General features: G+C 67.1%; 21 protein-coding genes and 1 tRNA gene. 15 read left to right on the forward strand and 7 right to left on the reverse strand.

Features of this window, described 5'->3' with window-relative positions; all coding sequences use genetic code 11:
- Position 1: 1 nt before the first annotated feature.
- Positions 2 to 802, reverse strand: coding sequence for a response regulator (locus QSJ34_RS00725; RefSeq protein WP_285568971.1), 801 nt, complete (start codon positions 800 to 802; stop codon positions 2 to 4).
- A 136-nt stretch (positions 803 to 938) separates the two neighbouring features.
- Between QSJ34_RS00725 and lepA the strand changes: the two genes are divergently transcribed.
- A complete protein-coding gene (gene lepA / locus QSJ34_RS00730; protein ID WP_285568972.1) occupies positions 939 to 2,756 on the forward strand; it encodes a translation elongation factor 4 in 1,818 nt (605 codons plus the stop codon).
- Between the two features lie 9 nt (positions 2,757 to 2,765).
- Here the strand turns inward: lepA and QSJ34_RS00735 are convergent, their stop codons facing one another.
- The gene (locus tag QSJ34_RS00735; protein ID WP_285568974.1) at positions 2,766 to 3,641 is read right to left on the reverse strand and encodes a cyclic di-GMP-binding domain-containing protein, MshE-related; all 876 of its coding nucleotides are present in this window, start codon (positions 3,639 to 3,641) and stop codon (positions 2,766 to 2,768) included.
- An 85-nt stretch (positions 3,642 to 3,726) separates the two neighbouring features.
- Between QSJ34_RS00735 and QSJ34_RS00740 the strand changes: the two genes are divergently transcribed.
- The 3 genes from QSJ34_RS00740 to miaB all read left to right on the forward strand — a co-directional run bounded on the left by QSJ34_RS00740 (position 3,727) and on the right by miaB (position 7,277).
- Complete coding sequence (locus QSJ34_RS00740) at positions 3,727 to 4,335, forward strand: hypothetical protein (RefSeq protein ID WP_285568976.1); 609 nt, start codon at positions 3,727 to 3,729, stop codon at positions 4,333 to 4,335.
- Between the two features lie 107 nt (positions 4,336 to 4,442).
- The gene (locus QSJ34_RS00745) at positions 4,443 to 5,765 is read left to right on the forward strand and encodes an outer membrane protein assembly factor BamB family protein (protein ID WP_285568978.1); all 1,323 of its coding nucleotides are present in this window, start codon (positions 4,443 to 4,445) and stop codon (positions 5,763 to 5,765) included.
- Positions 5,766 to 5,972: 207 nt separating this feature from the next.
- Positions 5,973 to 7,277, forward strand: coding sequence for a tRNA (N6-isopentenyl adenosine(37)-C2)-methylthiotransferase MiaB (gene miaB / locus QSJ34_RS00750; protein ID WP_285568982.1), 1,305 nt, complete (start codon positions 5,973 to 5,975; stop codon positions 7,275 to 7,277).
- A gap of 158 nt (positions 7,278 to 7,435) precedes the next feature.
- Here the strand turns inward: miaB and QSJ34_RS00755 are convergent, their stop codons facing one another.
- Positions 7,436 to 8,308, reverse strand: coding sequence for an aldose 1-epimerase family protein (locus QSJ34_RS00755; protein WP_285568985.1), 873 nt, complete (start codon positions 8,306 to 8,308; stop codon positions 7,436 to 7,438).
- A gap of 77 nt (positions 8,309 to 8,385) precedes the next feature.
- Between QSJ34_RS00755 and QSJ34_RS00760 the strand changes: the two genes are divergently transcribed.
- Positions 8,386 to 8,928, forward strand: coding sequence for a hypothetical protein (locus QSJ34_RS00760; protein WP_285568987.1), 543 nt, complete (start codon positions 8,386 to 8,388; stop codon positions 8,926 to 8,928).
- An 83-nt stretch (positions 8,929 to 9,011) separates the two neighbouring features.
- On the forward strand, positions 9,012 to 11,030 hold the full coding sequence (locus QSJ34_RS00765; RefSeq protein WP_285568990.1) for a methyl-accepting chemotaxis protein: 2,019 nt from the start codon (positions 9,012 to 9,014) through the stop codon (positions 11,028 to 11,030).
- Between the two features lie 51 nt (positions 11,031 to 11,081).
- Here the strand turns inward: QSJ34_RS00765 and QSJ34_RS00770 are convergent.
- Positions 11,082 to 11,165 (reverse strand) — tRNA-Leu (locus tag QSJ34_RS00770).
- Positions 11,166 to 11,223: 58 nt separating this feature from the next.
- Positions 11,224 to 11,958, reverse strand: a complete 735-nt coding sequence (locus QSJ34_RS00775) for a hypothetical protein (protein ID WP_285568992.1) — start codon at positions 11,956 to 11,958, stop codon at positions 11,224 to 11,226.
- Between the two features lie 195 nt (positions 11,959 to 12,153).
- Between QSJ34_RS00775 and QSJ34_RS00780 the strand changes: the two genes are divergently transcribed.
- The 5 genes from QSJ34_RS00780 to QSJ34_RS00800 all read left to right on the forward strand — a co-directional run bounded on the left by QSJ34_RS00780 (position 12,154) and on the right by QSJ34_RS00800 (position 18,628).
- Positions 12,154 to 12,483, forward strand: coding sequence for a c-type cytochrome (locus tag QSJ34_RS00780; RefSeq protein ID WP_285568995.1), 330 nt, complete (start codon positions 12,154 to 12,156; stop codon positions 12,481 to 12,483).
- Between the two features lie 37 nt (positions 12,484 to 12,520).
- Complete coding sequence (locus QSJ34_RS00785) at positions 12,521 to 14,821, forward strand: ATP-dependent helicase (RefSeq protein ID WP_285568997.1); 2,301 nt, start codon at positions 12,521 to 12,523, stop codon at positions 14,819 to 14,821.
- A 71-nt stretch (positions 14,822 to 14,892) separates the two neighbouring features.
- Positions 14,893 to 15,744, forward strand: a complete 852-nt coding sequence (locus tag QSJ34_RS00790) for an energy transducer TonB (protein WP_285569000.1) — start codon at positions 14,893 to 14,895, stop codon at positions 15,742 to 15,744.
- A 65-nt stretch (positions 15,745 to 15,809) separates the two neighbouring features.
- Entirely contained in the window at positions 15,810 to 17,945 is a 2,136-nt protein-coding gene (locus QSJ34_RS00795) for a TonB-dependent receptor (protein WP_285569002.1), read from the forward strand.
- Positions 17,946 to 17,959: 14 nt separating this feature from the next.
- Positions 17,960 to 18,628 carry a PepSY-associated TM helix domain-containing protein gene (locus tag QSJ34_RS00800; protein WP_285569004.1) on the forward strand — a complete coding sequence of 223 codons (669 nt, stop codon included), beginning with the start codon at positions 17,960 to 17,962 and terminating at the stop codon, positions 18,626 to 18,628.
- Positions 18,629 to 18,638: 10 nt separating this feature from the next.
- Here QSJ34_RS00800 and QSJ34_RS00805 read toward each other — a convergent pair whose 3' ends face one another.
- Complete coding sequence (locus tag QSJ34_RS00805) at positions 18,639 to 19,562, reverse strand: TIGR01777 family oxidoreductase (RefSeq protein WP_285569008.1); 924 nt, start codon at positions 19,560 to 19,562, stop codon at positions 18,639 to 18,641.
- 72 nt (positions 19,563 to 19,634) lie between these two features.
- On the opposite strand from QSJ34_RS00805, the gene QSJ34_RS00810 reads away from it, so the two are divergent.
- From QSJ34_RS00810 to QSJ34_RS00825, 4 genes are all read left to right on the forward strand, one after another.
- Positions 19,635 to 20,411: a VOC family protein gene (locus QSJ34_RS00810; protein WP_285569011.1), complete on the forward strand. Its 777-nt coding sequence runs from the start codon at positions 19,635 to 19,637 to the stop codon at positions 20,409 to 20,411.
- Between the two features lie 108 nt (positions 20,412 to 20,519).
- The gene (locus QSJ34_RS00815) at positions 20,520 to 20,906 is read left to right on the forward strand and encodes a DUF948 domain-containing protein (protein WP_285569014.1); all 387 of its coding nucleotides are present in this window, start codon (positions 20,520 to 20,522) and stop codon (positions 20,904 to 20,906) included.
- The gene (locus tag QSJ34_RS00820; RefSeq protein ID WP_285569017.1) at positions 20,899 to 21,096 is read left to right on the forward strand and encodes a YtxH domain-containing protein; all 198 of its coding nucleotides are present in this window, start codon (positions 20,899 to 20,901) and stop codon (positions 21,094 to 21,096) included. The genes QSJ34_RS00815 and QSJ34_RS00820 overlap by 8 nt, the downstream gene beginning before the upstream one ends.
- Before the next feature lie 130 nt (positions 21,097 to 21,226).
- Positions 21,227 to 22,870: an NAD(P)/FAD-dependent oxidoreductase gene (locus QSJ34_RS00825; protein WP_285569020.1), complete on the forward strand. Its 1,644-nt coding sequence runs from the start codon at positions 21,227 to 21,229 to the stop codon at positions 22,868 to 22,870.
- Here the strand turns inward: QSJ34_RS00825 and QSJ34_RS00830 are convergent.
- Positions 22,867 to 23,775 (reverse strand): DUF7544 domain-containing protein, encoded by a 909-nt coding sequence (locus tag QSJ34_RS00830; protein WP_285569022.1) that lies wholly within the window; start codon positions 23,773 to 23,775, stop codon positions 22,867 to 22,869. The two genes, QSJ34_RS00825 and QSJ34_RS00830, sit on opposite strands and share 4 nt — an antisense overlap.
- Positions 23,776 to 23,859 lie beyond the last annotated feature (84 nt).

A 23,859-nucleotide genomic window follows, 5' to 3' on the forward strand; every position in this document is an offset into this window, starting at 1 on the left:
CCTAGACGAGTTTCTGAAGCTGGGCCAGGCGGGTGAGGAGGGCCACGCGGCGCCGGGTTTCCAGGGCCACCAGGGGCTTGTCGAGGGCATCGGCCACGGGCTCCTTGAGCCGCGACCAAGTCTCCAGCTCGCCGGGATTGTAGAGCAGCAGGATGGGCAGATCCTTCAGCTCCTCGGCCTCGTGGATCGCGATGGCCAGGGTCTGGGCGCTGCCTTCCAGCAGCTCCGTGTCCAGCACGAGGACGTCGGGCCGGTGGGCCAGGATCTGGGCGCGGGCCTGGCCTTCGCCCTGGGCCTCGAGAAAGAAGGCCTGGTCCTTGCCGTAGTGGTTCTGCACCTGGGAGCGGACCAAGGAACTGGCGGACACCACGAGGACCTTGGGCTTGGCGGCGGCGAGGGTGCCGACCCGCTTGGAGAGGTCGCGGATCCGCAGGTGGGTCTGCACGCGCACCTGCAGCAGCAGCGTGTTGGCGGGCTTGCGCAGGAAATCATCGGCCCCGGCTGCGTAGCTGCGGTCCTTGGCGTCGCGGCTGAGGGCCGTGAGCACGAGGACGGGGACTTGGGCCATCAGGGGATCGGCCTTGATCATCTCGCAGGCCTTGAAGCCGTCCATGGAGGGCATCACCGCGTCCATGATGACGAGGTCGGGCAACGCCTCCTTCATGCGGTCCAGGGCCTCCACGCCGTTGGGGGCGCTGATGATCCGGTGGCCCAGCGGCTGCAGCTGGGCTTCAATTTGGCGCCGTTGAAGGGCGTTGTCCTCCACCATCAGGATGGTCATGGGGGACGCGAAATGGGACAAGCTTGCTCCTTGCTCTCGTGAGTCGAGGTTAAGGGGCCTATCGTCCACGATCAACCGCGGAATGAACCTTGGATTGGTAAAAGCCCGCAGACTTCAGGGAGTTCCAACAGTACAATGGTGGGTTCGAGGTTCCTCAGTGTCCGATCCCACCCTGATCCGAAATTTCTCCATCGTCGCCCACATTGACCACGGGAAGTCCACGCTGGCGGATCGCCTGCTGGAACTGACCAAGACCGTGGCCGGACGTGACATGCAGGCCCAGATCCTGGATGACATGGATCTGGAGCGGGAGCGGGGCATCACCATCAAGGCCCACGCGGTGACGCTGAAATACCCGGCCAAGGACGGGAAGACCTACACGTTGAACCTCATCGACACGCCGGGTCACGTGGATTTCACCTACGAGGTGAGCCGCAGCCTCGCGGCCTGCGAGGGCGCCATCCTCGTGGTGGATTCCACTCAGGGCGTCGAGGCCCAGACCCTGGCGAACACCTACCTGGCCCTGGAGAACGGCCTGGAGGTCTTCCCCGTGCTCAACAAGACCGACCTGCCGAGTTCGGACCCCGAGCGCGTCCTGGAGCAGATCGATACGGTCATCGGCCTGGTGGACACGGCCCACGCCGTCAACGTGAGCGCCAAGACCGGCCTGAACTGCGATCAGGTGCTCGAGCAGATCGTAAAGTGCATTCCCCCGCCCCAGGGCGATCCGGACGCGCCGCTGCAGGCCCTGGTCTTCGACTGCTACTACGATTCCTACCGCGGCGTCGTGAGCCTGATCCGCGTGGTCAACGGCACCCTGAAGGCCGGCGACCAGATCCGCTTCATGTCCACGGGCAGCGAGCATCGGGTGGACGAGATCGGCATCTTCGATCCCAAGATGGACAAGCAGGAGACGCTTTCCGTCGGCGAGGTGGGCTACCTGGTGGCCAGCATCAAGTCCCTGGTGGACGTGAAGGTGGGCGACACCATCACCCACGCCGTGACGCTGACGACCAAGCCCGCCACCGAGATGCTGAAGGGCTTCAAGGAGATCCAGCCCGTGGTCTTCGCGGGGATCTTTCCCACCTCCAGCGACGACTTCGAGAACCTGCGCAACGCCATGGACAAGCTGCGCCTCAACGACAGCAGCTTCACCTACGAGCCGGAGACCTCGACGGCGCTGGGCTTTGGCTTCCGCTGCGGCTTCCTGGGCCTGCTCCACATGGAGATCGTGCAGGAGCGCCTGGAGCGCGAATTCGACCTCGACCTCATCACGACGGCGCCCAGCGTGCGGTACCACGTGTTCCTCACCGACGGCTCGGAAACCTCGGTGGACAATCCTTCCAAGCTGCCGCCCCTGCAGAAGATCTCGAAGATCGACGAGCCCATCATCGAGGCCACCATCCTCACCCGCACGGATTTCGTCGGCGGCCTCATCAAGCTCTGCGAGGAGCGCCGCGGCATCCAGCAGAAGCTGGAATACGTCAGCCAGGACCGCGTCATGCTCGTCTACGAGCTGCCCCTCAACGAAGTGGTGCTCGACTTCTACGACAAGCTGAAGTCCATTTCGAAGGGCTATGCCAGCTTCGACTACCACATGAAGCACTACGTCGAATCCGACCTGGTGAAGATGGACATCCTGGTGAACGGCGATGCGGTGGACGCGCTTTCGATCCTGGTGCACCGCAGCAAGAGCCAGACCCTCGGCCTCGCCCTCTGCCAGAAGATGAAGGAAGTCATCCACCAGCAGATGTTCGACGTGGCCATCCAGGCCGCCATCGGCAGCAAGATCATCGCCCGCACCAACGTGAAGGCCCGCCGCAAGGACGTGCTCGCCAAGTGCTACGGCGGCGACATCAGCCGCAAGAAGAAGCTCCTCAACAAGCAGAAAGAGGGCAAGAAGCGGATGAAGTCCATCGGCAACGTGGAGATCCCGCAGGAGGCCTTCCTGGCCATCCTGAAGGTCGACAACTAGAACCAGCCGCTAGCCGACCCGGTCATCGTCCTTGATCTCGCCGGCCTCGATGAGGTTGGCGATGAGGTACTGAAGCTCGTCCTGGCCGATGATGCCCCGTCGCTGGAAGAGGCGGATGAGGCCGAGCACCAGGGTGCGCGTCTGGTAGGTTTCGAGGCGCCGCACGATGGGGGGGGCGCTGCGGCTGTGCACCAGGTCGGGATTGGCGGGCGGGGCCACCACGGGCGGCTTGGGCTGCGGCGTCGATTCGAAGAGGCCGAAGGGATCGATGTTCACGGGCTGGGTGGGTGCGGCCGGACCGTCGAAGAAGGGATCCCTTGGGAAGGCCGCGGGGGGCGGGGGCGGCGGAGGCACGGGCAGCGGGGCCAGCGTGAACGAGACGGGCAGGGCTTCTTCGACCCCGGGGTCGGTGCCCAGGTCCACGGTCAGGGCGGTGACGGGCGCCTCCAGGCGGCGATAGAGGTCGGAGATGGCCCGGCGTAGGCCGCTGTGGGAGGCCACGACGGGTTCGATGTGCAAGCCCGAGGCGAAGCGGGCGCTGTCGATGGCGTTCAGATCCGAAGGATCGGACATGGCCAGGACGAGGGACTTCGGTTCCTTCGTGGCGATGGGGAGCACCGTGAACTGGTCGGCGAGACGGTGGGGCACGAGCTTGAGAATCTGGGGTGGGACCTCGATGTTGCGCACATCCATCTGCGGCACGCCGGTCTGGTGGCTGAGGAAATCCATGAGGACCTCCTCGGAGATGTAGCCCAGCGCCACCAGATTGCTGCCCAGGCGCCCCCGGGCGATCTTCTGGTGCGTGATGGCGCTTTGCAGTTGGGTCGGGGTGATGAGGCCGCCCTCCACGAGCATCTCGCCAAGCCGCTTGATGGGTTGCTGCATATGGGGTCCTGGAATCAGCTATCTCTGCACAGAGAGTCATATCCAAGGTAACTTTATTCAAGGGTTTTGTGCGTGCAGGGGGCCTATGACTTCCCAGGAACTGTGGCGGGCGGCGTTGCACGACTTCAACAACCTGTTGGCGGGTCTTCAAGGTGTACTGGACCTGAGCGACCCGAGGATGCCCCTGGATGCGCGGAACCGGATGCGTCTGGGCGCCTCCATCGAGGATGGCAAGACGCTCATCACCATGGCGCGCGCGCTGGCTCTGGGTCGCCTTCCGGATCCTGGCATGGCGCCCTGGGACGAATGGAAGGCGGGGCTGCAAGCGCGCCTGGACCCCATGGCCGAACTCTTCCGCTGTCCGATCCACTTGGCGGATGAGGGGCTCGATCAGGGCCCCTCCTGGCCCACGCCCCTTTGGCAGGATTGGGTCGCGACGTTCACGCGCCAGGTCCTTCCATGGTCGGTGCCCGGGCCGCTTCGCCTGATGGCCAAGGTGGAGCCAGACGCTTGGATCCTGATCTGGGAGAGCGATGCCCCGATGCCGCTGGCCCTGAGTCCCGAACCGCCGGCGGACACGCCGAAGAACCTTTCAACGCTCTGGCTTCGGGCGATGGGCGAACGTCTGGGCATCTCCGTTCATGAAGTTCCCGGGGGGCTCATGGCCAGGATGAAGCGGCCGGACGCCTCCTGAATGCCGCCCTCCGGGTGGCCCACGGTTCACCCCTTGGAAGGCGCGGGTCGCCCCGGCCCCGATGCCGGCGCTCCGTGCGGCGGGTACGGTGGTTTCCGAGGTGCCCCATGGTCTCCAAATGGATGCTTTGCGCTCAGATCGCGATCTGCGTGTTCTTGGCTTTAGCCGGCCTGGAACTCCAGTCCGGAACCCCGGCCATGTTCCGGGGCGATGCCTCGCACTCCGGCGTCTATGGCTCCGTTCCACCCACGCTTTCCGCCGTGGCCTGGCGTTTCCGCATGGGCGGGAAGGTGCTCTCCTCGCCGGTGGTTTCGGAAGGAGTGGTCTATGTGGGCGGCTCCGACCACACGATGATCGCGCTCGATGCCCGAACCGGCGTCGAACGATGGCGGTACAAGGCCGGGGGGGCCATCGCTTCGTCTCCAGCCGTCGTCGAAGGCCGGATCATCTTCAGCAGCCTGGATGGCAGCATCCGAGCCCTCGAAGCTGCCACGGGCAAGCCCCTCTGGACCTTCCGCACGGCAGGCGAGCGCCGCTTCACCGCGCCCGGCATCCATGGCGCGCAGCCCAGCACCGAACTGATGGCGGATCCCTTCGATGTCTTCCTCTCCTCGCCCGTGGTGGCGGGGGACCGGGTGTTCGTGGGCAGCGGGGATCAGCACGTCTATGCGCTGGATGCCGCCACCGGCGCCCTCCGCTGGAAGGTGAAGACCGGGGATGTGGTCCACGCCAGTCCCGCCGTGGCCGGAGGGAAGGTCTTCATCGGAAGCTTCGACCGCACCTTTTATGCCCTGGATGTCGACAAGGGCACCATCCTGTGGACCTTCCAGACGGGCAATGACCCCGAAACCCACAACCAGATGGGCATCGCCAGTTCCGCCGCCGTGGCCGATGGGCGGGTCTTCTTCGGGTGCCGGGATGGCCATTTCTACGCCCTGGATGCGAACACCGGCGCCCTGCTTTGGAAGCACGACAATCACATGGGCTGGGTGATCGCTTCTCCTGCCGTGACGGAGGGCCGGGTGTACTTCCCCACCTCGGATGGCAGGCGCTTCAAAGCCCTGGAGGCGGCCACCGGCAAGGTGATTTTCGACCAGCCCATGAAGGCCATCTCGTTTTCCTCGCCCGCGATTGCCGGATCCCGCGCCATCTTCGGGACCTCGGATGGCTGGTTGCACCTGGTCGACCGGAATACGGGCGCGGTCGTGGCCGACTTCCAGACCGAGGGCTCGCGCGAAATGTCATCGAAGTACGTGGACGCCAAAGGCAAGCTGAACAATGCCGCACTCTACCCCGACAACACGCTCGACGGCATGGTCATCGGCATGGACCGGCTGTTCAGCCTCGGCGCGATCATGTCCTCGCCGACGGTGGCGGATGGGATGGTCTTCGTGGGCAGCGGGGACGGCTTCGTGTATGCCCTCCGCTAGGCTTAAACCAGGACGTGCCCTCTTTCGGATCGACCGTTAGAATGGTGGATTCGGGAGAAGCATGAAGTTTCATATCCAAACCTGGGGCTGCCAGAACGGGGCCCCCTCCGCGGGCCGGCGAAGCGGGCACGCGGGAGCACAGCGCAGTGCGCTGTGCGTTCGGGGGGTTGTCCCCTTCATCCAGCAGCGCCAGGTTCGAGGCGGTCGATGAAGTTCCACATCCAAACCTGGGGCTGCCAGATGAACGACCACGACGGCGAGAAGCTGTCGGGTCTGCTGTCGACGGAGGGCTTCGAGGCCGTGGATTCGGCGGAGGATGCGGAGCTGGTGCTGCTGAACACCTGCTCCATCCGCGAAAAGGCCGTCCACAAGGTGTATTCCGAGCTGGGCCGCCTGCGCGAGGAGAAGCAGCGGCGCCCCCTGATGGTGGGCGTGACGGGCTGCCTGGCGCAGCAGGAACAGGCGGCGCTGTTCAAGCGGGCGCCCCACATCGACTTCGTGCTGGGCACCATGGCCCTGCGGCAGCTGCCGCGGCTGGTGGCCGAAGCCCAGGCCGGCAAGTCCCAGGTGATGGACACGGGTGAATACCTGGACAACCACCTGTTCCCGCCCTCGGTCACGCGCCGCCGCGATACGGCCAAGGCCCTCGTCACCATCACCGAAGGCTGCAACCACGCCTGCACCTACTGCATCGTGCCCACCACCCGCGGCAGCGAGCGTCACCGCCCCTACGAGGATGTGCTGGCCGAGGTTCGCGGCCTGGTGGAACGCGGCTACCGCGAGGTGGAGCTGCTGGGCCAGAACGTGAACAGCTATGCGGGGGGCTGCACCTTCGCCGATCTGCTGGAGCGCGTGTCCGAGGTCGAAGGCCTCGAATGGATCCGCTTCACCACCAGCCATCCCATGAACTTCACGAAGGAGCTGGCCCGGGTGCTGGTGAGCACCCCCAAGGTGGCGCCCTTCCTGCACCTGCCCCTGCAGAGCGGCAGCGACCGCGTGCTGCGGCGCATGCTCCGCGAGTACACGGTGGGCGAGTATCTGGAACGCCTCGGCTACCTGGGTGAAGGGCGCGCCAAGCTGGCGCTCAGCACGGATTTCATCGTGGGATTCCCCGGCGAGACCGACGAGGATTTCGAAGCCACGATGAAGGTGCTCGACGAGGTGGCCTTCGATTCCTCCTTCAGCTTCATCTACTCTCCGCGCCCGGGCACGGCCTCGCTGCGCCTCAAGGACGACCTGCCCATGGACGTGAAGTCCGAGCGGCTGAAGCGCCTCCAGCAGCGCCAGAACGAGCTCACGCGGGCGAGCAACGAGCGATTCCTCGGTCGTGAGATCCCCGTCCGCGTGGAAACCCACGGTCCCAACGAGCACGGGTGGTGGCTGGCCCGCAGCGGTGAATGGAAGACCGTGCACCTGGCCGCCGGGCCGGGCCGCGAGCTGCCCTTCGGCGAGTTGGTGCAGGCCCGCGTGACGCTGGCCAGTCCCCACTTCCTGGGCGCCGAACTGGTCTAGTCTGGGCTCCAAGGAATGCTGGAAGCGGAGGGTTGCAGAGACGCTGAAGAAAGCGGAGAACCGAAAAGGAAGTCATTCTCCCTGCTTCTTCTCGGCTCTCCTCTGCCTCTCCGCTTTCCTCAGCTTTAAAGATTCCTTTTTTGCATTTTGAGCACGAATCAGGGTTCCAGGCTCGTGGTCATGACCCAGTGCCGAGTGCTGCCGGGCGGCAGGAGGAAGCTCCCCGGTTTCTCAGCGAACTCCCCATCCCAGCCGGCGGGATCGGCGTGGCCCTCCCAGGGTTCGATGCAGAGGTAGGCGGGGCCCGGATTGGGCTTGGTCCAGATGCCCAGGTGGGGGAAGCCCTCCCAGCGCAGCCTCAGGGCCGGCCCGCCCTCGGCCTCGAAGCGCAGGCCGCGGCTGCGGGGTTCGAGGAAGAGCAGGGCGTCGTCGATGAACAGATCTTCGCGCAGGGGCAGGGTCCGTTCCCGGATGGGCGTGGGATGCAGGTCAGGGGTCAGCAGGCCGTGGGCATCGAGGCGCCGCAGCGGACCGGGTTCATCGGCATCGAAGACGAGGCGGTGGGCGGCCTTGGAGATCTGCGGCACCAGGGGCCAGCGGAAGGCCGGATGCAGGCCGAGGCTGGCGGGCAGGGGCTCCGCGCCCGGATTGTGCAGGTCCAGATCCATGCGCAGTCCCGAGGCCTCCAGCGTGTACGCGACGCGGAGTCGGAACGCGAAGGGATAGTTCTTCCGCGTCGCCTCGTCATCCTTCAGTTCGAGGAGGCAGCGCGTGGCGTCCCGCTCGATCCAGGTGAAATCCCTGTTACGTGCGAAACCGTGCTTGGGCATGGGGAAGGTCGCGCCGCGGTGCCTGAGCTGGTCATCCTTCAGTGCGCCGACGATGGGGAAGAGCAGGGGCGCATGGCGCGGCCAGAGCGGGTCGGCGGTCCAGAGCAGGTCGCTTCCCCCGAGCCTGAGGGCCTGCAGTTCCGCACCGGCAGGGGCGATCAGGGCTTCGGATCCGTCCAGGTGCAGCCGATGGATGTCCATGCCGAAATCATGGCACGCCCATGGTAGATTGGCGCGCCCCCTCCTTCACGAACGCAGCCTTCCCTCGGGAGCAAGCCATGCCGTTCACGGCGGACACCATCGCGACCATCCTTCACGCCCCCCTGGCCAACGTGGAGGCGCACTGGCCCCTGGTCGTGGAGGCACTCCAGTCCCTCGAGATCCACAGCTCCGCGGTGGAAGTCGCGGCCATCGCGAGCATCGGATCGGAGAGCTACGTCTTCGCGCCCGAGAAGGAAGCGGGCACCGACGCCTATTTTCGCCGCATGTACGAGTTCGACCGCAGCCTCGGCAACCTCGAACCCGGCGATGGGGTGAAGTATTGCGGGCGCGGGTTCGTGCCCGTGCTGGGGCGCTCCGAGTACGCGCGCTTTGGCAAGCTCGTGGGCGCGGACCTGGTGGCCCAGCCCGAGCTGGCCCTGGATCCCCGCATCGCAGCCAAGATCCTCGCCTACGACTTCATGCTGAAGGGTGTGCCCAAGGCCGCCGCCGAGGATGACTGGGTCAAGGTGCGGCGCCTGGTCCACGGGGATCTGTCGGGGTGGAAGCGGTTCAACGGGATCCTCATCCCGCTGTTGAAACTCCATCTCAAAATTCAATAGACCAGGGGAACGTCCCGAGTTACAGATGATCGGCGCCAGACCGAACTGGGCTCTCTGTGTCTGGTCGTTTCTCGGGGGTCCCCATGCGCGTGAATCAACCGGTCACCAAGGTGGAGCACCTGATCCAGGACGGCGCCTACATCGTCTCCATGACGGATCTGCGGGGCGTGATCACGTACGTGAACGATGAGTTCGTCCGGGTGAGCGGATTCACGCAGGAGGAGCTGATTGGCCAGCCCCAGAACCTGGTGAGGCACCCGGACATGCCGCCCGCGGCCTTCGAGGATCTGTGGCGCACCATCAAATCGGGCCGGCCCTGGCAGGGCATGGTGAAGAACCGGTGCAAGAACGGGGATTTCTACTGGGTCGACGCCAACGTGACCCCCCTGCAGGAGAAGGGGCAGACCGTGGGCTACGTCTCCATCCGCAGCAAACCCAGCCACGCCCAGATCGACGAAGCCGAGCGCATGTATGCCCGGGCCAGGGCCGGACAACCCATGGCGGAACCCGAACGGAAGATCTGGATTCCCTTCCCGGAGATGGCCTTCAGGAACCGCGTGTGGGGCGCCGCGGGCCTGGTGGTCGCGGTCTTTTCGCTGGTGGCTGCCTTGAACATCTACGGGCTGTCCGCCAGCCGCGCCGACATCAGCGCCGTGAAGGAAGCCTCCCTGCCGACCCTGCTCCGCGCCGAAGAGATGGCCTTCCAGGTGGTGCAGGTGCAGCAGACGCTCACGGACGCGGCCCTCACGCGCAGGCCCGAGGCGCTCCAGGAGGCCGCCAAGGCCTCGGCCGATTTCCACAAGGCCGCCGAAGGCTTCAGGCGGGCGGCGCGCGAGGGGGCGAGCCAGGCGGAGCTGGATGGAATCATCCGGGAGTTCGATGCGCTGTATGCCTCCGGGCAGGCCATGGTCGCCGCCTACCAGGCCCAGGGGCTGGCCGAAGGAAACCGGGCCATGGCGCCCTTCGATGCCGCCTCCGACACGGTCACGGCCCACGTCCTGAAGCTTCGGGACGGGAGGGTCCGGGACCTGGAAACGAATCTGGGGCACACCTCCTCCCGGGCCGGTCTCGACCTGTGGGTGCTGGCCGGCGGCGCCATCCTGGGCGTCGGCCTGGGCCTGCTCGTGTTCCGGAAGCTGATCCAGATCATGGACCATCAATTGGGTGGGGATCCGAAGCACGCCCTGCTCCTCGCGAAGGCCGTGGCGGAAGGCGACCTGCGGGCGGAGATCCCCGTCCGGCCCGGGGACAGGACCAGCCTCATGGCTTCCCTGCTCGGCATGCAATCCCGTTTCAAGAACATGATCAACCGCATCCGTTTCGACGCCCAGCTGCTGCAGGTGAACAGCGGCGAGATCGCCGTGGCCACCCACGAGATCGCCACCACCAGCCGCGAACTCGCCCGCAATGCGGAAGACCAGCGCACCTCCTCGGACCGCATGGCCTCGGCCATCACCGAACTTTCCGCTTCCGTCCGGGAAGTGGCCGGACACGTCCAGTCGAGCCATCAGCGCTCCCTGGAAGCAGCCCAGACCGCCCATTCGGCGGATGCGGCAGGTCAGGCCGCGATCCTTGCCATGAACCGTGTGGAAGAGGCCACGACCCAGATGGTGGAGGCGGTTCAGGTCATCCAGGACATCGCGCGGCAGACCAACCTGTTGTCCCTGAACGCGGCCATCGAGGCCGCCACGGCGGGCACCCTGGGCAAGGGATTCGCCGTGGTCGCCGAGGAAGTCCGCAAGCTGGCCGAGCGGAGTGACGCCTCCGCGCGGGAGATCGCCGCGTTGATCGAAGGCAACAACAGGGCCGTGGCCCAGGGCAAGGCCACGGTCCAGGAAGTCGTCGAGTCCCTCGCCGCCATCCGCGATCACATCTCCGAAGTGGCCGCCATGTCCACCCAGATCGAAGCCGCCTCAAGCGAGCAGGCCAAGGCCAGCGACGAGGTGGCCAGCCAGGTGGAGCTCAGTGCCGAACAGGCCGTGCAGAACGCCAGTGCAAGCATCCAGCTCTCGGGCACCGTGGACAGCAATGCCGCCACCACCGAGAAACTGTCCCGCACCGCCGAGGGCCTCACCTCCCTGCTGCAGCACTTCAGGACATAACCTCTTCGCCGGAATGGACGCTCGCGGAAGGCTCGCCTTCCCTCTGAACGGTGGTGCGCCCGGCCGGACTCGAACCGGCACGCCTTACGGCAAGCGATTTTAAGTCGCTGGCGTCTGCCATTCCGCCACGGGCGCGAGCTTCCAGCCTACCAACACTTGCCGGAGAGTGGCTGCCCAGAATTGGGGCGACGGTTCAGGGCTGGTCTGCCAGGCAGGCTTCGAGCACACGTTTCACGTGGTCGTGATTGCGGAAAAACACGTCGGCGGGAGTGCCGAAGGATTCGAATAGGCGCTCGCGATGGCGCTCCAGCCGTGATTCATTGACCGGCTCAGCGAAGAACAACGCTTTCTCGGATTCCGTGAAATCCGCCAGGGGGCTGAGGACGCGCTTGGAAGCGGGATGCAGCAGGAGGTGCGCGCTGGTGAGGGCGGTCGGGCAGGAGACGGCCGCCGCGTGGCAGGCGATCCGGACGATCTCCTCGTGGAGTTTGGGGAGACCGTAGAGGTCCGAGGTCCAGGCCTCGGGCATCGTGAGGGGAATGACGAATAGGATGTCCGTCATGGGCGCAGCCACTCCGTCGATGGATTCCACGAGAAAGCCTTCGCTCGGATCGATCTGGATGGCCAGGGTGCCGCTCATGTCCAAGGGGCGGGCCCGGAAGGGGACGGGTTCCAGGGGACCCTTCATCAGATCCAGGTAAATGGCAAAGACGGCATAGACCAGGTGCGGCGGCGTGTGCCGGATCGGGATGCCGCCGAGGTAGAGCGGTGAAAACCAGCCGCCCCGCTCTTCCGTCGGGAAGTGCTCCTTGCAGTAGGCGTCGAGGGCGCCGAACACCCGCCCGAAATCCGTGCGATCCAGGCTCAGGTCCGCATGCTCCGCCACCAGCTTCCTGAGGAAGGCCAGCCTTGGACTCTGCGTGAACAAGGGGTGCGACATCATCGGCGGTTGGGCTCGGGTCTCGGATGGGGCCAGGGTCGATTCGGGGCTCAGGATCCGGGGAGAGTCACGGCGCCCACAGGATCTCTTCGTCACATCCGGCCATGGCTTGACTCTGCCGCCCAATCGCGCGCCTTGGGAGCCCATCCGATGCGAGAAGGCCGGATATGGTAGGTTCGACCCATGAAGCTCCGCAGCGCGGCATTCCTGCTGGCGATCCCCTGTCTTCCCCTGGCCGCCCAGGCCCGGGATCTGAAGGTCTTCTTCCAGGAACGCTGCGCGGTCTGCCACGGGGCTGACGGTTCCGGGCGCGGGCCCAACGGGGCGCGGCTGGGCGGGCGCAACCTCCTGGATGCGCGTTGGCTGGCCAAGCAGGAGGAAGCGGACCTGGCCGCCTCCATCCTCAAGGGCCGCGGCGCCATGCCCGGGTTCCGGCGCCAGCTCAGCGAAGCCGAGGCGCGCCGGATGCTTTCCGATGTGATCAGACCCCTAGCCGCGCATAAACGGCCCTGATCCCCTGGGCGCGCGGCACACCCTGTAGCATGGATGAATGCCTGGCCACGCTTCCGATCCGATCGACCATCCCCTGCTGCACAACCTGAACGCCCCCCAGCGGGAGGCGGTCCGCCATGCCCGCGGGCCCCTGCTGATCCTCGCGGGCGCCGGCTCGGGCAAGACCACGGTGATCACCCGGCGCATCGCCTGGCTTATCGAGGAGGAGGGCGTCCATCCCGGGTCCATCCTGGCCATGACCTTCACGAACAAGGCCGCCGAGGAGATGCGGGAGCGCGTGGAGCGCCTGGTCTCGGTGCCCGCGGGGCAGATGTGGGTGAGCACCTTCCACAGCTTCTGCACGCGCATCCTCCGCCGCGAGGGCGAGCGCACGCCCGTGGGACGGGACTTCGTCATCTTCGATCCCTCCGATCAGAAGAGCCTCATCAAGCAGGTGCTCGCCGAGCTGAAGCTGCCCGAGAAGCAGTACCACCCGAAGAAGGTGCTGGAGCTCATCAGCGACTTCAAGAACCGCTGCCTGCTGCCGGAGGAAGCGCGCGAAGAGGCCCTGGACCCCTGGACCCGCCGGGTGCTCGAAGCCTACGACCTCTACCAGAAGGGCCTGAAGAACCACCGCGCCTGTGATTTCGACGACCTGCTGCTCTGGACCGAGCGCCTCTTCCGCGATCCCGTCGTGCAGGCGGCCTACGGCGAGCGCTTCAAGTTCATCCTGGTGGACGAGTACCAGGACACGAACCGCGCCCAGTACCTGCTGGTGCAGCACCTCGCGCGGCATCACCACAACATCTGCGTGGTGGGCGACGAGGACCAGTCCATCTACGGATGGCGCGGTGCCGATATCCGCAACATCCTCGACTTCCAGCAGGATTTCCCCGAAGCCGTGCGCATCGAGCTGCTGCAGAACTACCGCTCCACGGAAAAGATTCTCGACGCGGCCTCCCAGGTGATCTCCAACAACTCCCAGCGCGTGGAGGGGAAGGGCGCCCTGAAGACCGACCTGGGCGTGGGCGAGGCCATCCACTTCAAGCTCGCCGACGAGGGCCGCCTCGAGTCGGAGTGGGTGGTGCAGCGCATCCAGGAGCTGCGCTACCTGGATCCCGATGCGAAGGTCGCCGTGCTCTACCGCGCCAACTGGCAGTCGCGGCAGATGGAAGAGGCGCTGCGCGCCCAGAACATGGCCTACCGCCTGGTGGGCGGCGTGAAGTTCTACGAGCGCCAGGAAGTGAAGGACCTCATCTCGTACCTGCGGCTCATCTCGAATCCCTTTGACCTTGTGAGCTTCCGCCGCTGCGTGAACGCGCCCACCCGCGGCGTCGGCCCCACGACGCTGGGCAAGATAGAGGCCGCCATTCCCGAAGGCGGCACGCCGCTGGAGGGCCTGGCCGCCCTGCTGCGCTCCGGCGAGCTGAAGGGCCGCGCACAACGCGAGCTGGGCAAGTTCCTGGAGCTGTTCCGCCGCGCCGAAACCGAGCGCGAGGCCCTGGGGCTGGCGGGCCTGGTGAAGTGGGTGCTGCAGGAGAGCGGCTACCTGCAGAGCCTGGAGGACGAGGCCACACTCGAAGCCGAAGGCCGCATCCGCAACCTGGAGGAATTCCTCAGCGCCGCCGCCGAAACCGAATCCATGGGCCTGCGCCTATCGGAATTCCTCGACCGCATCACCCTCGCCGCGGACACGGATCAGATCGAGGAGGCCGCCCACCTCAGCCTCATGACCATCCACTGCGCCAAGGGGCTGGAATTCCCCTACGTCTTCGTCATCGGGTTGGAGGAGGACGTCTTCCCCAACCGCAACGCCCGCGAAACCCCCGAGGGCCTGGAAGAGGAACGCCGCCTCTTCTACGTGGCCATCACCCGGGCCCAGCGCCGCCTCACGCTCAGCGCCGCGCGGCGCCGCCGCGTCATGGGCACGGAGATGCTCTCCATGCCCAGCCGCTTCCTGCGGGAACTGCCCTCCGAGGCCCTGACGGCGCCCATCCGCTGGGGCACCGAGATCTACCAGGCCGGCGAGGGTGTGCGGCCCGGCAGCTCCTTCAGCCGCGGTGCCGGCGGCGGCTCGGTGGCCACCGAGCTGCAGCGCATCCGCAGCTTCTTCGACAAAGTGAAGGAGGTGCCGACGCCGTCTTCCCATGAGGCGGACCCCACCCACGAACCCGAACCGGCCGAGAAGCAGGATCCCAACGCCTTTGCGCCCGGCACCCGCGTTAAGAGCGCCCGCTTCGGGGTGGGCACCATCCTCGCGGCCTCGGGACGCGGAGACGGGCTGACCTACACGGTCCGCTTCGATCACGGTGGCGACAAGCGCATCATGGCCCGCTTTGGAGGGCTGGAGCGCGGTTGAGGGGCGCAGGGCCTGTGATTTTGACCACAAAAGATATTGAGACCTAATCTCAAAACGTATAAGCTGGACGCATGGGAAACGCCCTCGCCTCCACCGTCCTTTCGATCCCCCTGCGCGATCACGTCGCCCCGGCGCCCGCGTCCGCACCCACACCCGCACCCTCCTATCCCGCGGCGGCTTCTGCCGGCGGCCTTCTGGCGGAACCGCCGGCCCTCGGCACCCTGCCGAAGGGCCCCAGGACCCGCATCTGGGCTGTGTCGGCCACGGCTTACGCGGGCCTGCTGGCGGCGGGCGTGGCCATGGCCGTGGCGCCGCCCCGCCAAGGCGTTCCCCCCAGGATCGTCACCCTGTCGCTCGACAGCTTCGAAGACCTGCCCGCAGCCCCGCCACCGCCTGCGGGCGGGGCTGAGACCAGCCACGCCTCCGCCCAGCCGCGCGCGGAGGAAGTCGCTCCCGTGCAGCCTGCCGTCGAGGCCCTGTCCTCCATGGACACCGTGGCCAACCCTGTGCCCGTCCTCCCGTCCGGCAGCCTCTCCGGTGGGCACCCTGGCGGACAGCCGGGCGGCGTGACCGGCGGTCAAGTCGGGGGCCAGGCCGGAGGGCAATTCGGAGGGCTAGTTGGCGGCATCACGGAGGCCGTCGCGCCGCCGCGCTTCGACGCCGCCTACCTCCAGAATCCTGAGCCCACCTATCCCGCCCTCTCCAAGCGCTTCGGGGAAGAAGGCCGGGTGATCCTCCGCGTGCTCGTCAATCCCGAGGGCCAGCCCGAGCAGGTGGAGGTCCGCCAGAGCAGCGGCCACGCGCGGCTGGACCAGGCGGCCCTGGGCACCGTCCGCCGTTGGCGCTTCACCCCCGCGCGCCGGGGCTCAGAGCGGCTCGCCGCCTGGGTACTGGTGCCGCTCTCGTTCCAGCTCGACGCCTGACCTTCCCCCTCCTCTGAGTCTCGGCCCCGGCGGGGCCCGGGATGCCTCTGTCTGAAAGGAACCCCATGTCCCACGTGCTTCTGCTGTCCCTGCTCGCGTGTCTGTCACCCCAGGAGAGCCCTGCGCAGCTCCCTCCAGCGGCCGAGGCCGCCCTTCCTGAGGTGAAGGTGAAGGGGAAGAAGGCCAAGTCGAAGGAAAGGGCCGATGGCCCCGTCAAGGGCTACCGGGCGCGCCGCTCGGCCACGCTCACCAAGACCGACACGCCCCTCGCCGACCTGCCCCAGTCCGTGCAGGTGGTGCCGGAAAGCCTCGTCAAGGATCAGGGCATGAAGAGCATGGCCGAGGTCATCCGCTACGTGCCGGGGGCCTCCATGAATCCCGGCGAGGGCGGACGCGACCAGCCCGTGCTGCGCGGCATCAGCACCTCGTCGGATTTCTTCGTGGACGGCCTGCGGGATGACGCCCTCTACTTCCGCGATCCCTACAACGCCGAGCGCATCGAGATCCTGAAGGGGCCCAGCGGCATGACCTTCGGCCGGGGCGGCGGCGGGGGCGTGGTCAACCGGGTGACGAAGCGGCCCCTCGATCAGCCCCTGGCCCAGGCCGAACTCAGCCTGGGCAGCTGGGACGACAAACGCGGCGCCGTGGATCTCGGTGGCCAGCTCGGCGGGGCGCGGTATCGCGTGAACGGCGTGGCCGAGGACGCCAAGGGGTTCCGGGAGGGCTACCAGTTGCGGCGCTCGGGCCTCAACCCCGTGGTGGAGTTCGCTCCGGGAAGCGACACCCTGGCCCTGCTGAGCGTGGAGCATTTCGAGGATCGGCGCACGACGGATCGCGGCCTTCCGGCTCTGAACGGTCGTCCCTACGAGGCCCCGCGGGAGCGCTTCTTCGGCGATCCGGCCCAGAGCCCCAGCGCCGCCGTGGTGGACGCATTCACCGCCCGAGTGGAATCGAACCTCGCGCCGAATGTCCTGCTGCGCAGCACCCTGCGCGCCACGCGCTACGACACCCTGCGGCAGAATGTCCAGCCGAACAGCGTCGTGGATCCCGCCACGGGGCGGCTCAGGATCTCGGCCTACAGTCAGGCCAACCTCCGGATCAACTTGTTCGATCAGACCGAACTCGAATGGCGGGGCCGGGTCGCGGGCATGGACCACCTGCTGCTGGCGGGCCTGGAACTGGGTCACCAGGACAGCGAGAACACGCGCCTCACGGGCTATTTCGGCGCCGCCGGCACCGCCACCACCGCAACGGTGGGGGCCGCGAATCCCCGGGCCTCGGTCACCCGCTGGGCCGCCGCGAGCAGCGACACGAACAACGAAGTCGTCGCCAACCTGGCGGCCCTCTACCTGCAGGATCAGATCAGCCTCTCCTCCCACTGGAAGGCGGTGCTGGGTCTCCGCTACGACCGCTTCGCCGTCGCCCTGGATGACCGGAACGCGGCCAATGTCGACCTCGCCCACACGGACAAGGCCGCTTCGCCGCGGGCCGGGCTCATCTACCAGCCCACCGAGGCTTCCTCCTACTACCTCAGCTACAGCTACGCCTTCCTGCCGAGCAGCGAAACGCTTTCCCTCAGCGCCAGCAACGCGGACCTGAAGCCCGAAAAGGCCACCAACTGGGAACTGGGCGGGAAGTGGGACCTGAGCCCGGGCTTCGCGCTCACGGCGGCCCTGTTCCGCCTGGATCGCGCCGATGTGAAGAGCAAGGATCCCAACGACCCGACCAAGCTGGTGCTGTCGGGCCTGCAGCGGACCGATGGCCTGGAGCTCGGCTTCCAGGGCCAGGTGACCGAGCGGTGGCAGGTCTACGGCGGTTTCGCGCAGCTGGATGCGCGCGTCGTGAAGGCCACGGGCGGCAGCGCCACCAGCGCGGCCGTGCCCGCGGGCACCCAGGTTCCGCTGGTGCCGCGCCGCGCGGCAACCTGCTGGAACAAGGTGGAGCTCACGTCCCAGTGGGCGCTGGGTCTGGGTCTGATCCACCAGTCGAGCAGCTTCGCCAGCACGACCAACGCGGTGATCCTGCCCGCCTTCATCCGCGCCGATGCGGCGGTCTACTTCAGCTTCGGCAAGCAGAACCGGCTCTCCCTGAACCTCGAGAACCTCCTGGACCGCCGCTACTACCCGACCGCTGGGAACGACTACAACATCGTGGTCGGCTCTCCCCGCCGGGCGCAGCTCACCTTGTCCTGCCGCTTCTGATGGAGTCTGATCCGGTGGACGCTTCGAGTCATTCCCCTCATGCCGCAGGCTTCCGGCGCGTTCCGCGGGCGAAGCAGAGGGCCTTCCTGCGCCGACTTCGCAAGCTCCACGCCTGGGTGGGACTCAGTGGTGCTGCGTTCGGCCTGCTGTTCGGCCTCACCGGCTTCCTGCTGAACCACCGGGGTGTCCTGAAGATCGAGGCTGGGCAGATCCAGGAACGCAGAGTCACCGTGGCATTCGCCGAGGCGCCGGCCAGTCCCGAAGCCCTGGCCCGGGCGCTGGCGGCCCGCTTCGACGTGCCCACGAGCCGCGTGAAGTGGCTCGTCAAGACGCCCAGGCCGGGACGCGTGGGGGGCGCGCCGGTGCAGGTCGCCGAGCAGTGGACCGTGGTCTTCCTCGGTCACGCGCACTTCGCCACGGCCACCTATGCGCCGGGCAACCGAACGGTGGAACTGGAACAGCGCGACGCGAACCTGATCCAGGCCCTGAAGCGGCTCCACAAGGGGGATGGCGGCCAGGTCGCCTGGATCCTGGTCTCCGATGCCTTCGCCGGGGCCCTGGTCTTCCTCAGCCTTTCGGGCACGCTGCTGTGGACCCGGCTCTCAGGGCCGAAACTGCTGGCGGCGGGCCTGGCCGCGGGCGGGCTGGTGCTCGCGCTCCTCGTCGGGGGCCGGGCCTGGTAGGCCGTCCAGCTCAATCAGCCAGGAGATCGTCCAGCGCGCCCTTCGCGGTGGGGAACCGGAAATCAAATCCCAGGGACTGGGCCCGCGCCGGCACTACGTAGGCGCCGCGGAGCAGCAGTTCCTCGGCCATCTCGCCCAGCAGGACCCGCAGGCCGAAGGAGGTCAGGCCGGCCGGCACGGGCAGCACGGGGCGGCGGAGCCGCGCCGCCATAACCCGCGTGAAGGCCTCATTGCCGAGGGGCTGCGGTGCCGTGCCGTTGAAGACGCCCACCCAGGCCGGGTTCCGCGCGGCTTCGATGAACATGGCCACCAGGTCGTCGAGGTGGATCCAGCTGAGGCCCTGGGTGCCCGTGCCCAGCCTGCAGCCGAGGAACCAGCGCAGGGGACGGGCCATCTTCGGCAGGGCACCGCCCTCTTTCGCCAGCACCACGCCGATGCGGATGAGCGCCACGCGAACCCCTAGCCTGCCGGCGGCCAGGGCTTCCATCTCCCAGGCGCGGCACACCTCCGGCAGGAATCCCAGGCCCGAGTCGGCGGCTTCGTCCACGGGTTGCTCGTCGCGGCTTCCGTAGTAGCCCACGGCCGAAGCGTTCACCAGGGCCCGGGGCGGGCGGCTGCAGCCGCGCATGGCCGCCACCAGGCGCGCGGTGGCGCCGATGCGGCTGTCGAGGATGGCGGCCCTGCGCGCCAGGCTCCAGCGCCGATCCGCGATGCCTTCGCCCGCGAGGTTGATGACGGCGTCGGCGCCTTCCAGCAGGGCCGGCAGATCCTCCCAGTCATGAGCCGAAGCTCCTGCGGGAAGCGGCTGGCGCCCGGGGTTCCGGGTCAGCACGGTCACCTGCGAACCCCGCTCCAGCAGGGCCTTCACGAGGGCCCGCCCCACCAGGCCCGTACCCCCGGCCACCACCACCTGATTCAATTCCGACTCATTCATGGCGCCACCGGTTCCCACGATATACCGCCCGGGAAACGGGAGTAAGCTGGGCGCCGATTCCCGGAGGCCCCCATGTCCGAACCTCAGTTCGCACCCATCGGCCACTTCTGCTGGCCGGAACTTGCCACCACGGATATCGCCGCGGCGAAGGCCTACTACGGCACCCTCTTCGGCTGGTCGGCCTTCGACGTGCCTTCGGCCATGGGCAATTACACGATCTTCAGGGCCGGAGATCTGGATGCGGCGGCCGGCTACCAGATGGGCCCGCAGCAGAGCGCGCCGCCCCACTGGAATTCCTACGTGGTGGTGGAGAGCGCCGACCGCAGCTGTGCCCGGGCGCAGGAGCTGGGCGCTCAGGTGCTGATGGCCCCCACGGACATCCCCGACGTGGGCCGCATGGCCTTCATGCGCGATCCGGACGGGGCCTCGCTGGCCCTCTGGCAGTCCGGCAAACACCGTGGCGCGGGCCTCTTCGGCCGCCCCGGGGGCCTCTGCTGGACGGAGCTCTACTCGCGCGATACGGCCGCCTCCATCGCCTTCTACACGGCGCTCTTCGGATGGCGGGCCGTCACCAAGAATGACTTCGGCATGACCTACACCGAGTTCCACGCCGGGGAAGCGCCCATCGGTGGCATGATGGGCATGGAAGGGCCGGAATGGGAGGGCGTGCCCAGCGCCTGGATGCCCTACATCGCGGTCAAGGATGCCGATGAAGCGGCGGCCGCGTTGGCCCGGATGGGAGGCGTCTGCCTGGTGCCGCCCAAGGACATCCCCACCGTCGGGCGTTTCGGCGTCGCCAAGGATCCCCAGGGCGCCGTGATCGCCTTCATCAAGCTTCTGGAACGCTGAGTCCCGGATCCGGAGTGCATCCTCCGGTGGAAGGTCCGTGACGGGCAAAAAAATGGGCCACTTCCATCGGAGCGCCCCATACTACGAGGGCCCAAGTCGAGGTGCACCATGACCATGGCGCTTCAGATCATCCTTGGATTGGCCATTCTGGCGGTCGTCGCCTTCCTGATTCCCTTCCTCTTCCAGGCGCGCCGGACCGCCCTGGCCCTGGAGCGGCTGGCGGAGCGCTCCTCCCAGGATCTGGACCGCATCGCGGAGGATATCCACGCCGTGCGCACGGAGGTGGAAGGCCTGACCCAGCGCGTCGCCCACAACCTGGATCATCCTTCCGGACTAGCGCAGATCGTCATCAGTCTGATGCAGGTTTCATCCGCTCTGACTGGGGGCCACGAAAGGAGGCCAAATATCCTCGAGGCCCTCCTGACAGGCCTGCGAAGCGTCCTACATTTGTTCCGTCGGCAGAGAGCCGCTGCAAAGGAGGGACCACATGAGTGATGAACGTGGCATGGCGAGTACCTCGATGATCGTTTTCCTGGCGGGGGCCGCCCTCGGGGCCCTGGTCGTCGCCCTCACCACACCAAAGACTGGGCCGCAACTCCGGGGCGATTTGAAAGACCTCGGGATCCGGATGAAGGATCGGCTCGGGAAGCTCAGGGACCACGATCGAAACACCGTGGAAGTCTGAGTCTCGGACAGGCGCATAAAGGTTTTGTGCTTGGCCTCGCAGGAGGCCGGGACCGGTTGGGGAGGTGATCCCTTCCAGGTATCCTGGGCCTTGGCTTTGAGTCCCGTGGACTCCTTCCGCCGAGGCGACCATGCGCTACCTGCTTTCCAATCTGCCGCTGAACCTGGGCGAGGAGGCGCTGGATCTGGCGAAGCCGCTGGCCCATGCCCTGGGCGGCGCGCCGAAGGACTACCGCGACGTCAGGCTGGAGCGCCGCAGCCTGGATGCCCGCCACAAGGGGGCCATCCGGTTCCTGACCACCCTCAGCTTCGACACGGACCGGAATCTCGTAATCGGCCCCCTCCCGGGGGGATTGAAGGTTGATCCGGCGCCGGCCCCGACGCCCTATGCCGTGGCGCCGCCTCCGCGCCGGCCCCGCGTGGTGGTCGTGGGCAGCGGGCCCGCGGGCACCTTCTGCGCCCTGCGCCTGCTGGACTACGGCATCGAGCCCATCGTGCTGGAGCGCGGGCCCGCCATGGGCGAGCGCGTGAAGGCCATCTCGACATTGTGGAAGGATGCGGTGCTGGATCCCGAGGCCAACGCCCAGTTCGGCGAGGGCGGGGCGGGCACCTTCAGCGACGGCAAGCTCACCACGCGCATCGGCCATCCCGCCACGCGCTACGTGCTGGAGGCCTTCGTGCGCTTCGGCGCGAACCCGCGGATCCTCTACCTGGCCAAGCCCCACGTGGGCACCGACGTGATCCGCCGCTGCGCGGTGCTCATCCGCAAGGAAGCCGAGAGCCGCGGTGCCCAGTACCGGTTCCGCGCCAGGCTGACCGACGTACGCTTCGACGCGGAAGGCCGTGTTCGCGCCGCCGTGCTCGACACCGGCGAGGAGCTCCCCTGCGAGGCCCTGGTGCTGGCCCCGGGCCACAGCGCCCGCGATACCTTCGAGATGCTGCACCGCCACGGCGTCGCCATGCGCCAGAAGCCCTTCGCCATGGGCGTGCGCGTCGAGCATCCGCAGGATCTCATCGACCGCTCCCAGTACGGTCCCAGCGCCGGCCATCCCGCGCTGCCCGCCGCGGATTACAAGCTGGTCTGCAACTTCGGTCTGAACCGCGCGGCCTACAGCTTCTGCATGTGCCCAGGCGGCGAGGTGATCCAGTGCAGCAGCGAGGAAGGCGGCGTCGTGGTGAACGGCATGAGCAACGAGAAGCGGGATTCGGGCTTCGCCAACTCGGGGCTCGTGGCCAAGGTCAACACGGCGGATTTCGGCAGCGACCACCTGCTGGCGGGCATGTACTTCCAGCGCAAATGGGAGCAGGCGGCCTTCCGCGCGGCGGGCGAGACCTACGGCGCCCCGGCCATGGCCGTGCAGGATTTCCTGAAGGGCCGGGCCACGGGTCGACTGCCCCGCACCAGCTTCCGCCCCTTCGCGGTGGCGTCGGACCTCAGCACCTGTCTGCCGGACTTCGTGCAGGAACAGCTGGCGGGCGCGCTGCCCACCTTCGATAAGAAGATCCATGGATTTGCCAGCCGCGAGGCCATCCTGCTGGCCATCGAAAGCCGCACCAGCAGCCCCATCCAGCTGCTGCGGGGCGAGGATGGACAATCCGTGTCCCATCGCGGTCTCTACCCCTGCGGTGAGGGCGCGGGCTTCGCGGGTGGCATCACCTCCGCGGCGGTGGATGGCATCCGCGTGGCCGAATGGATCGCCCAGACTGCGGGAGCTCCCGTCTTCCAGCCCTTCGAAAAGCAGGTGCGGGCGGGCGATCTGGCGAATGAATACTAGATCTGAGGTTCGGTGGTTTCGATGATGCGCCAATCGTCGCCGAACTGCTCCAGGAAGCCGAGGGAGTAGCAGCGGAAGAAGACGAAGAGGGGCAGGCAGACCACGGAGCTGAGGTAGGGCAGCAGGGCCACGCAGCAGGTGAGACAGCAGGCCACCAGGATCAGCAGCGAGGCGGGGATCCAGAGCAGCAGGGTCATCAGGTAGAAGCCCACGAAGTGCCACGTGTGGCCCGGCAGCAGTTCCTCCCTCAGCACCGCCCAGGCCGCGGAGGTGTCCAGGCCGCGGCGGTACATGATCGGCACGACGAAATCCCGGAGCAGCAGGCTGAGGACTCCGAGGGCCAGGCTGCCGAGCACCAGCAGCCCTCCGGCGCCCACAAGGGCTGTGAGGGCCGAACTCCCGAAGGTGCGGGCGTGGATGTCGGGCAGGGCGATGAGCACGCCGAGGCCGCCGCAGACGAGAAAGAGCGCGAGGCCCACCAGCATGAGCATGAGGCGGAACCGGAAGACCTGGTTGCCGGGCGTCCTGAAGCGCGTCCAGGGTTCCGCGATCTCGGCGCGATCGTGCGCCACGCCATCCAGGAACATGAACTGGCCCCGGCTGCTCAGCCACTGGAACAGCACCGTCAGGGCCAGGATGACCACGAAGAGCAGGATGCCTAGGGCGATGACCAGGGGCAGGTGCTCGCCGATCCAGGAGGTCACCGCTTGGAAGTCTGGCCGGGCGCCCCGGTTCGTCCGGTCGAAGGGGTTGCCGTTGTAGTTGTAGGATCCACCCCCGCTGCCTAGGTTGGCGAGAAAGGCGCAGAAGCCCAGCACGAACCATTTCCGCAGGTCGAAAGGCTCGAACAGGATCCGCTTCGCATGGGCGATGGCCGGTGAGATGGGATCGGTGATGGAAACCATGGCCCCATCATTTCACGGGCATTCCACGGGCGGGGTTCTGGAAATCAGCTATCGTGGCTTTCCCGCCGAAAGAAAAGGCATCCG

Origin of the sequence: Geothrix limicola (assembly GCF_030268085.1) — a bacterium.
In the GTDB taxonomy this organism is placed as follows: Bacteria; Acidobacteriota; Holophagae; order Holophagales; family Holophagaceae; genus Geothrix; species Geothrix limicola.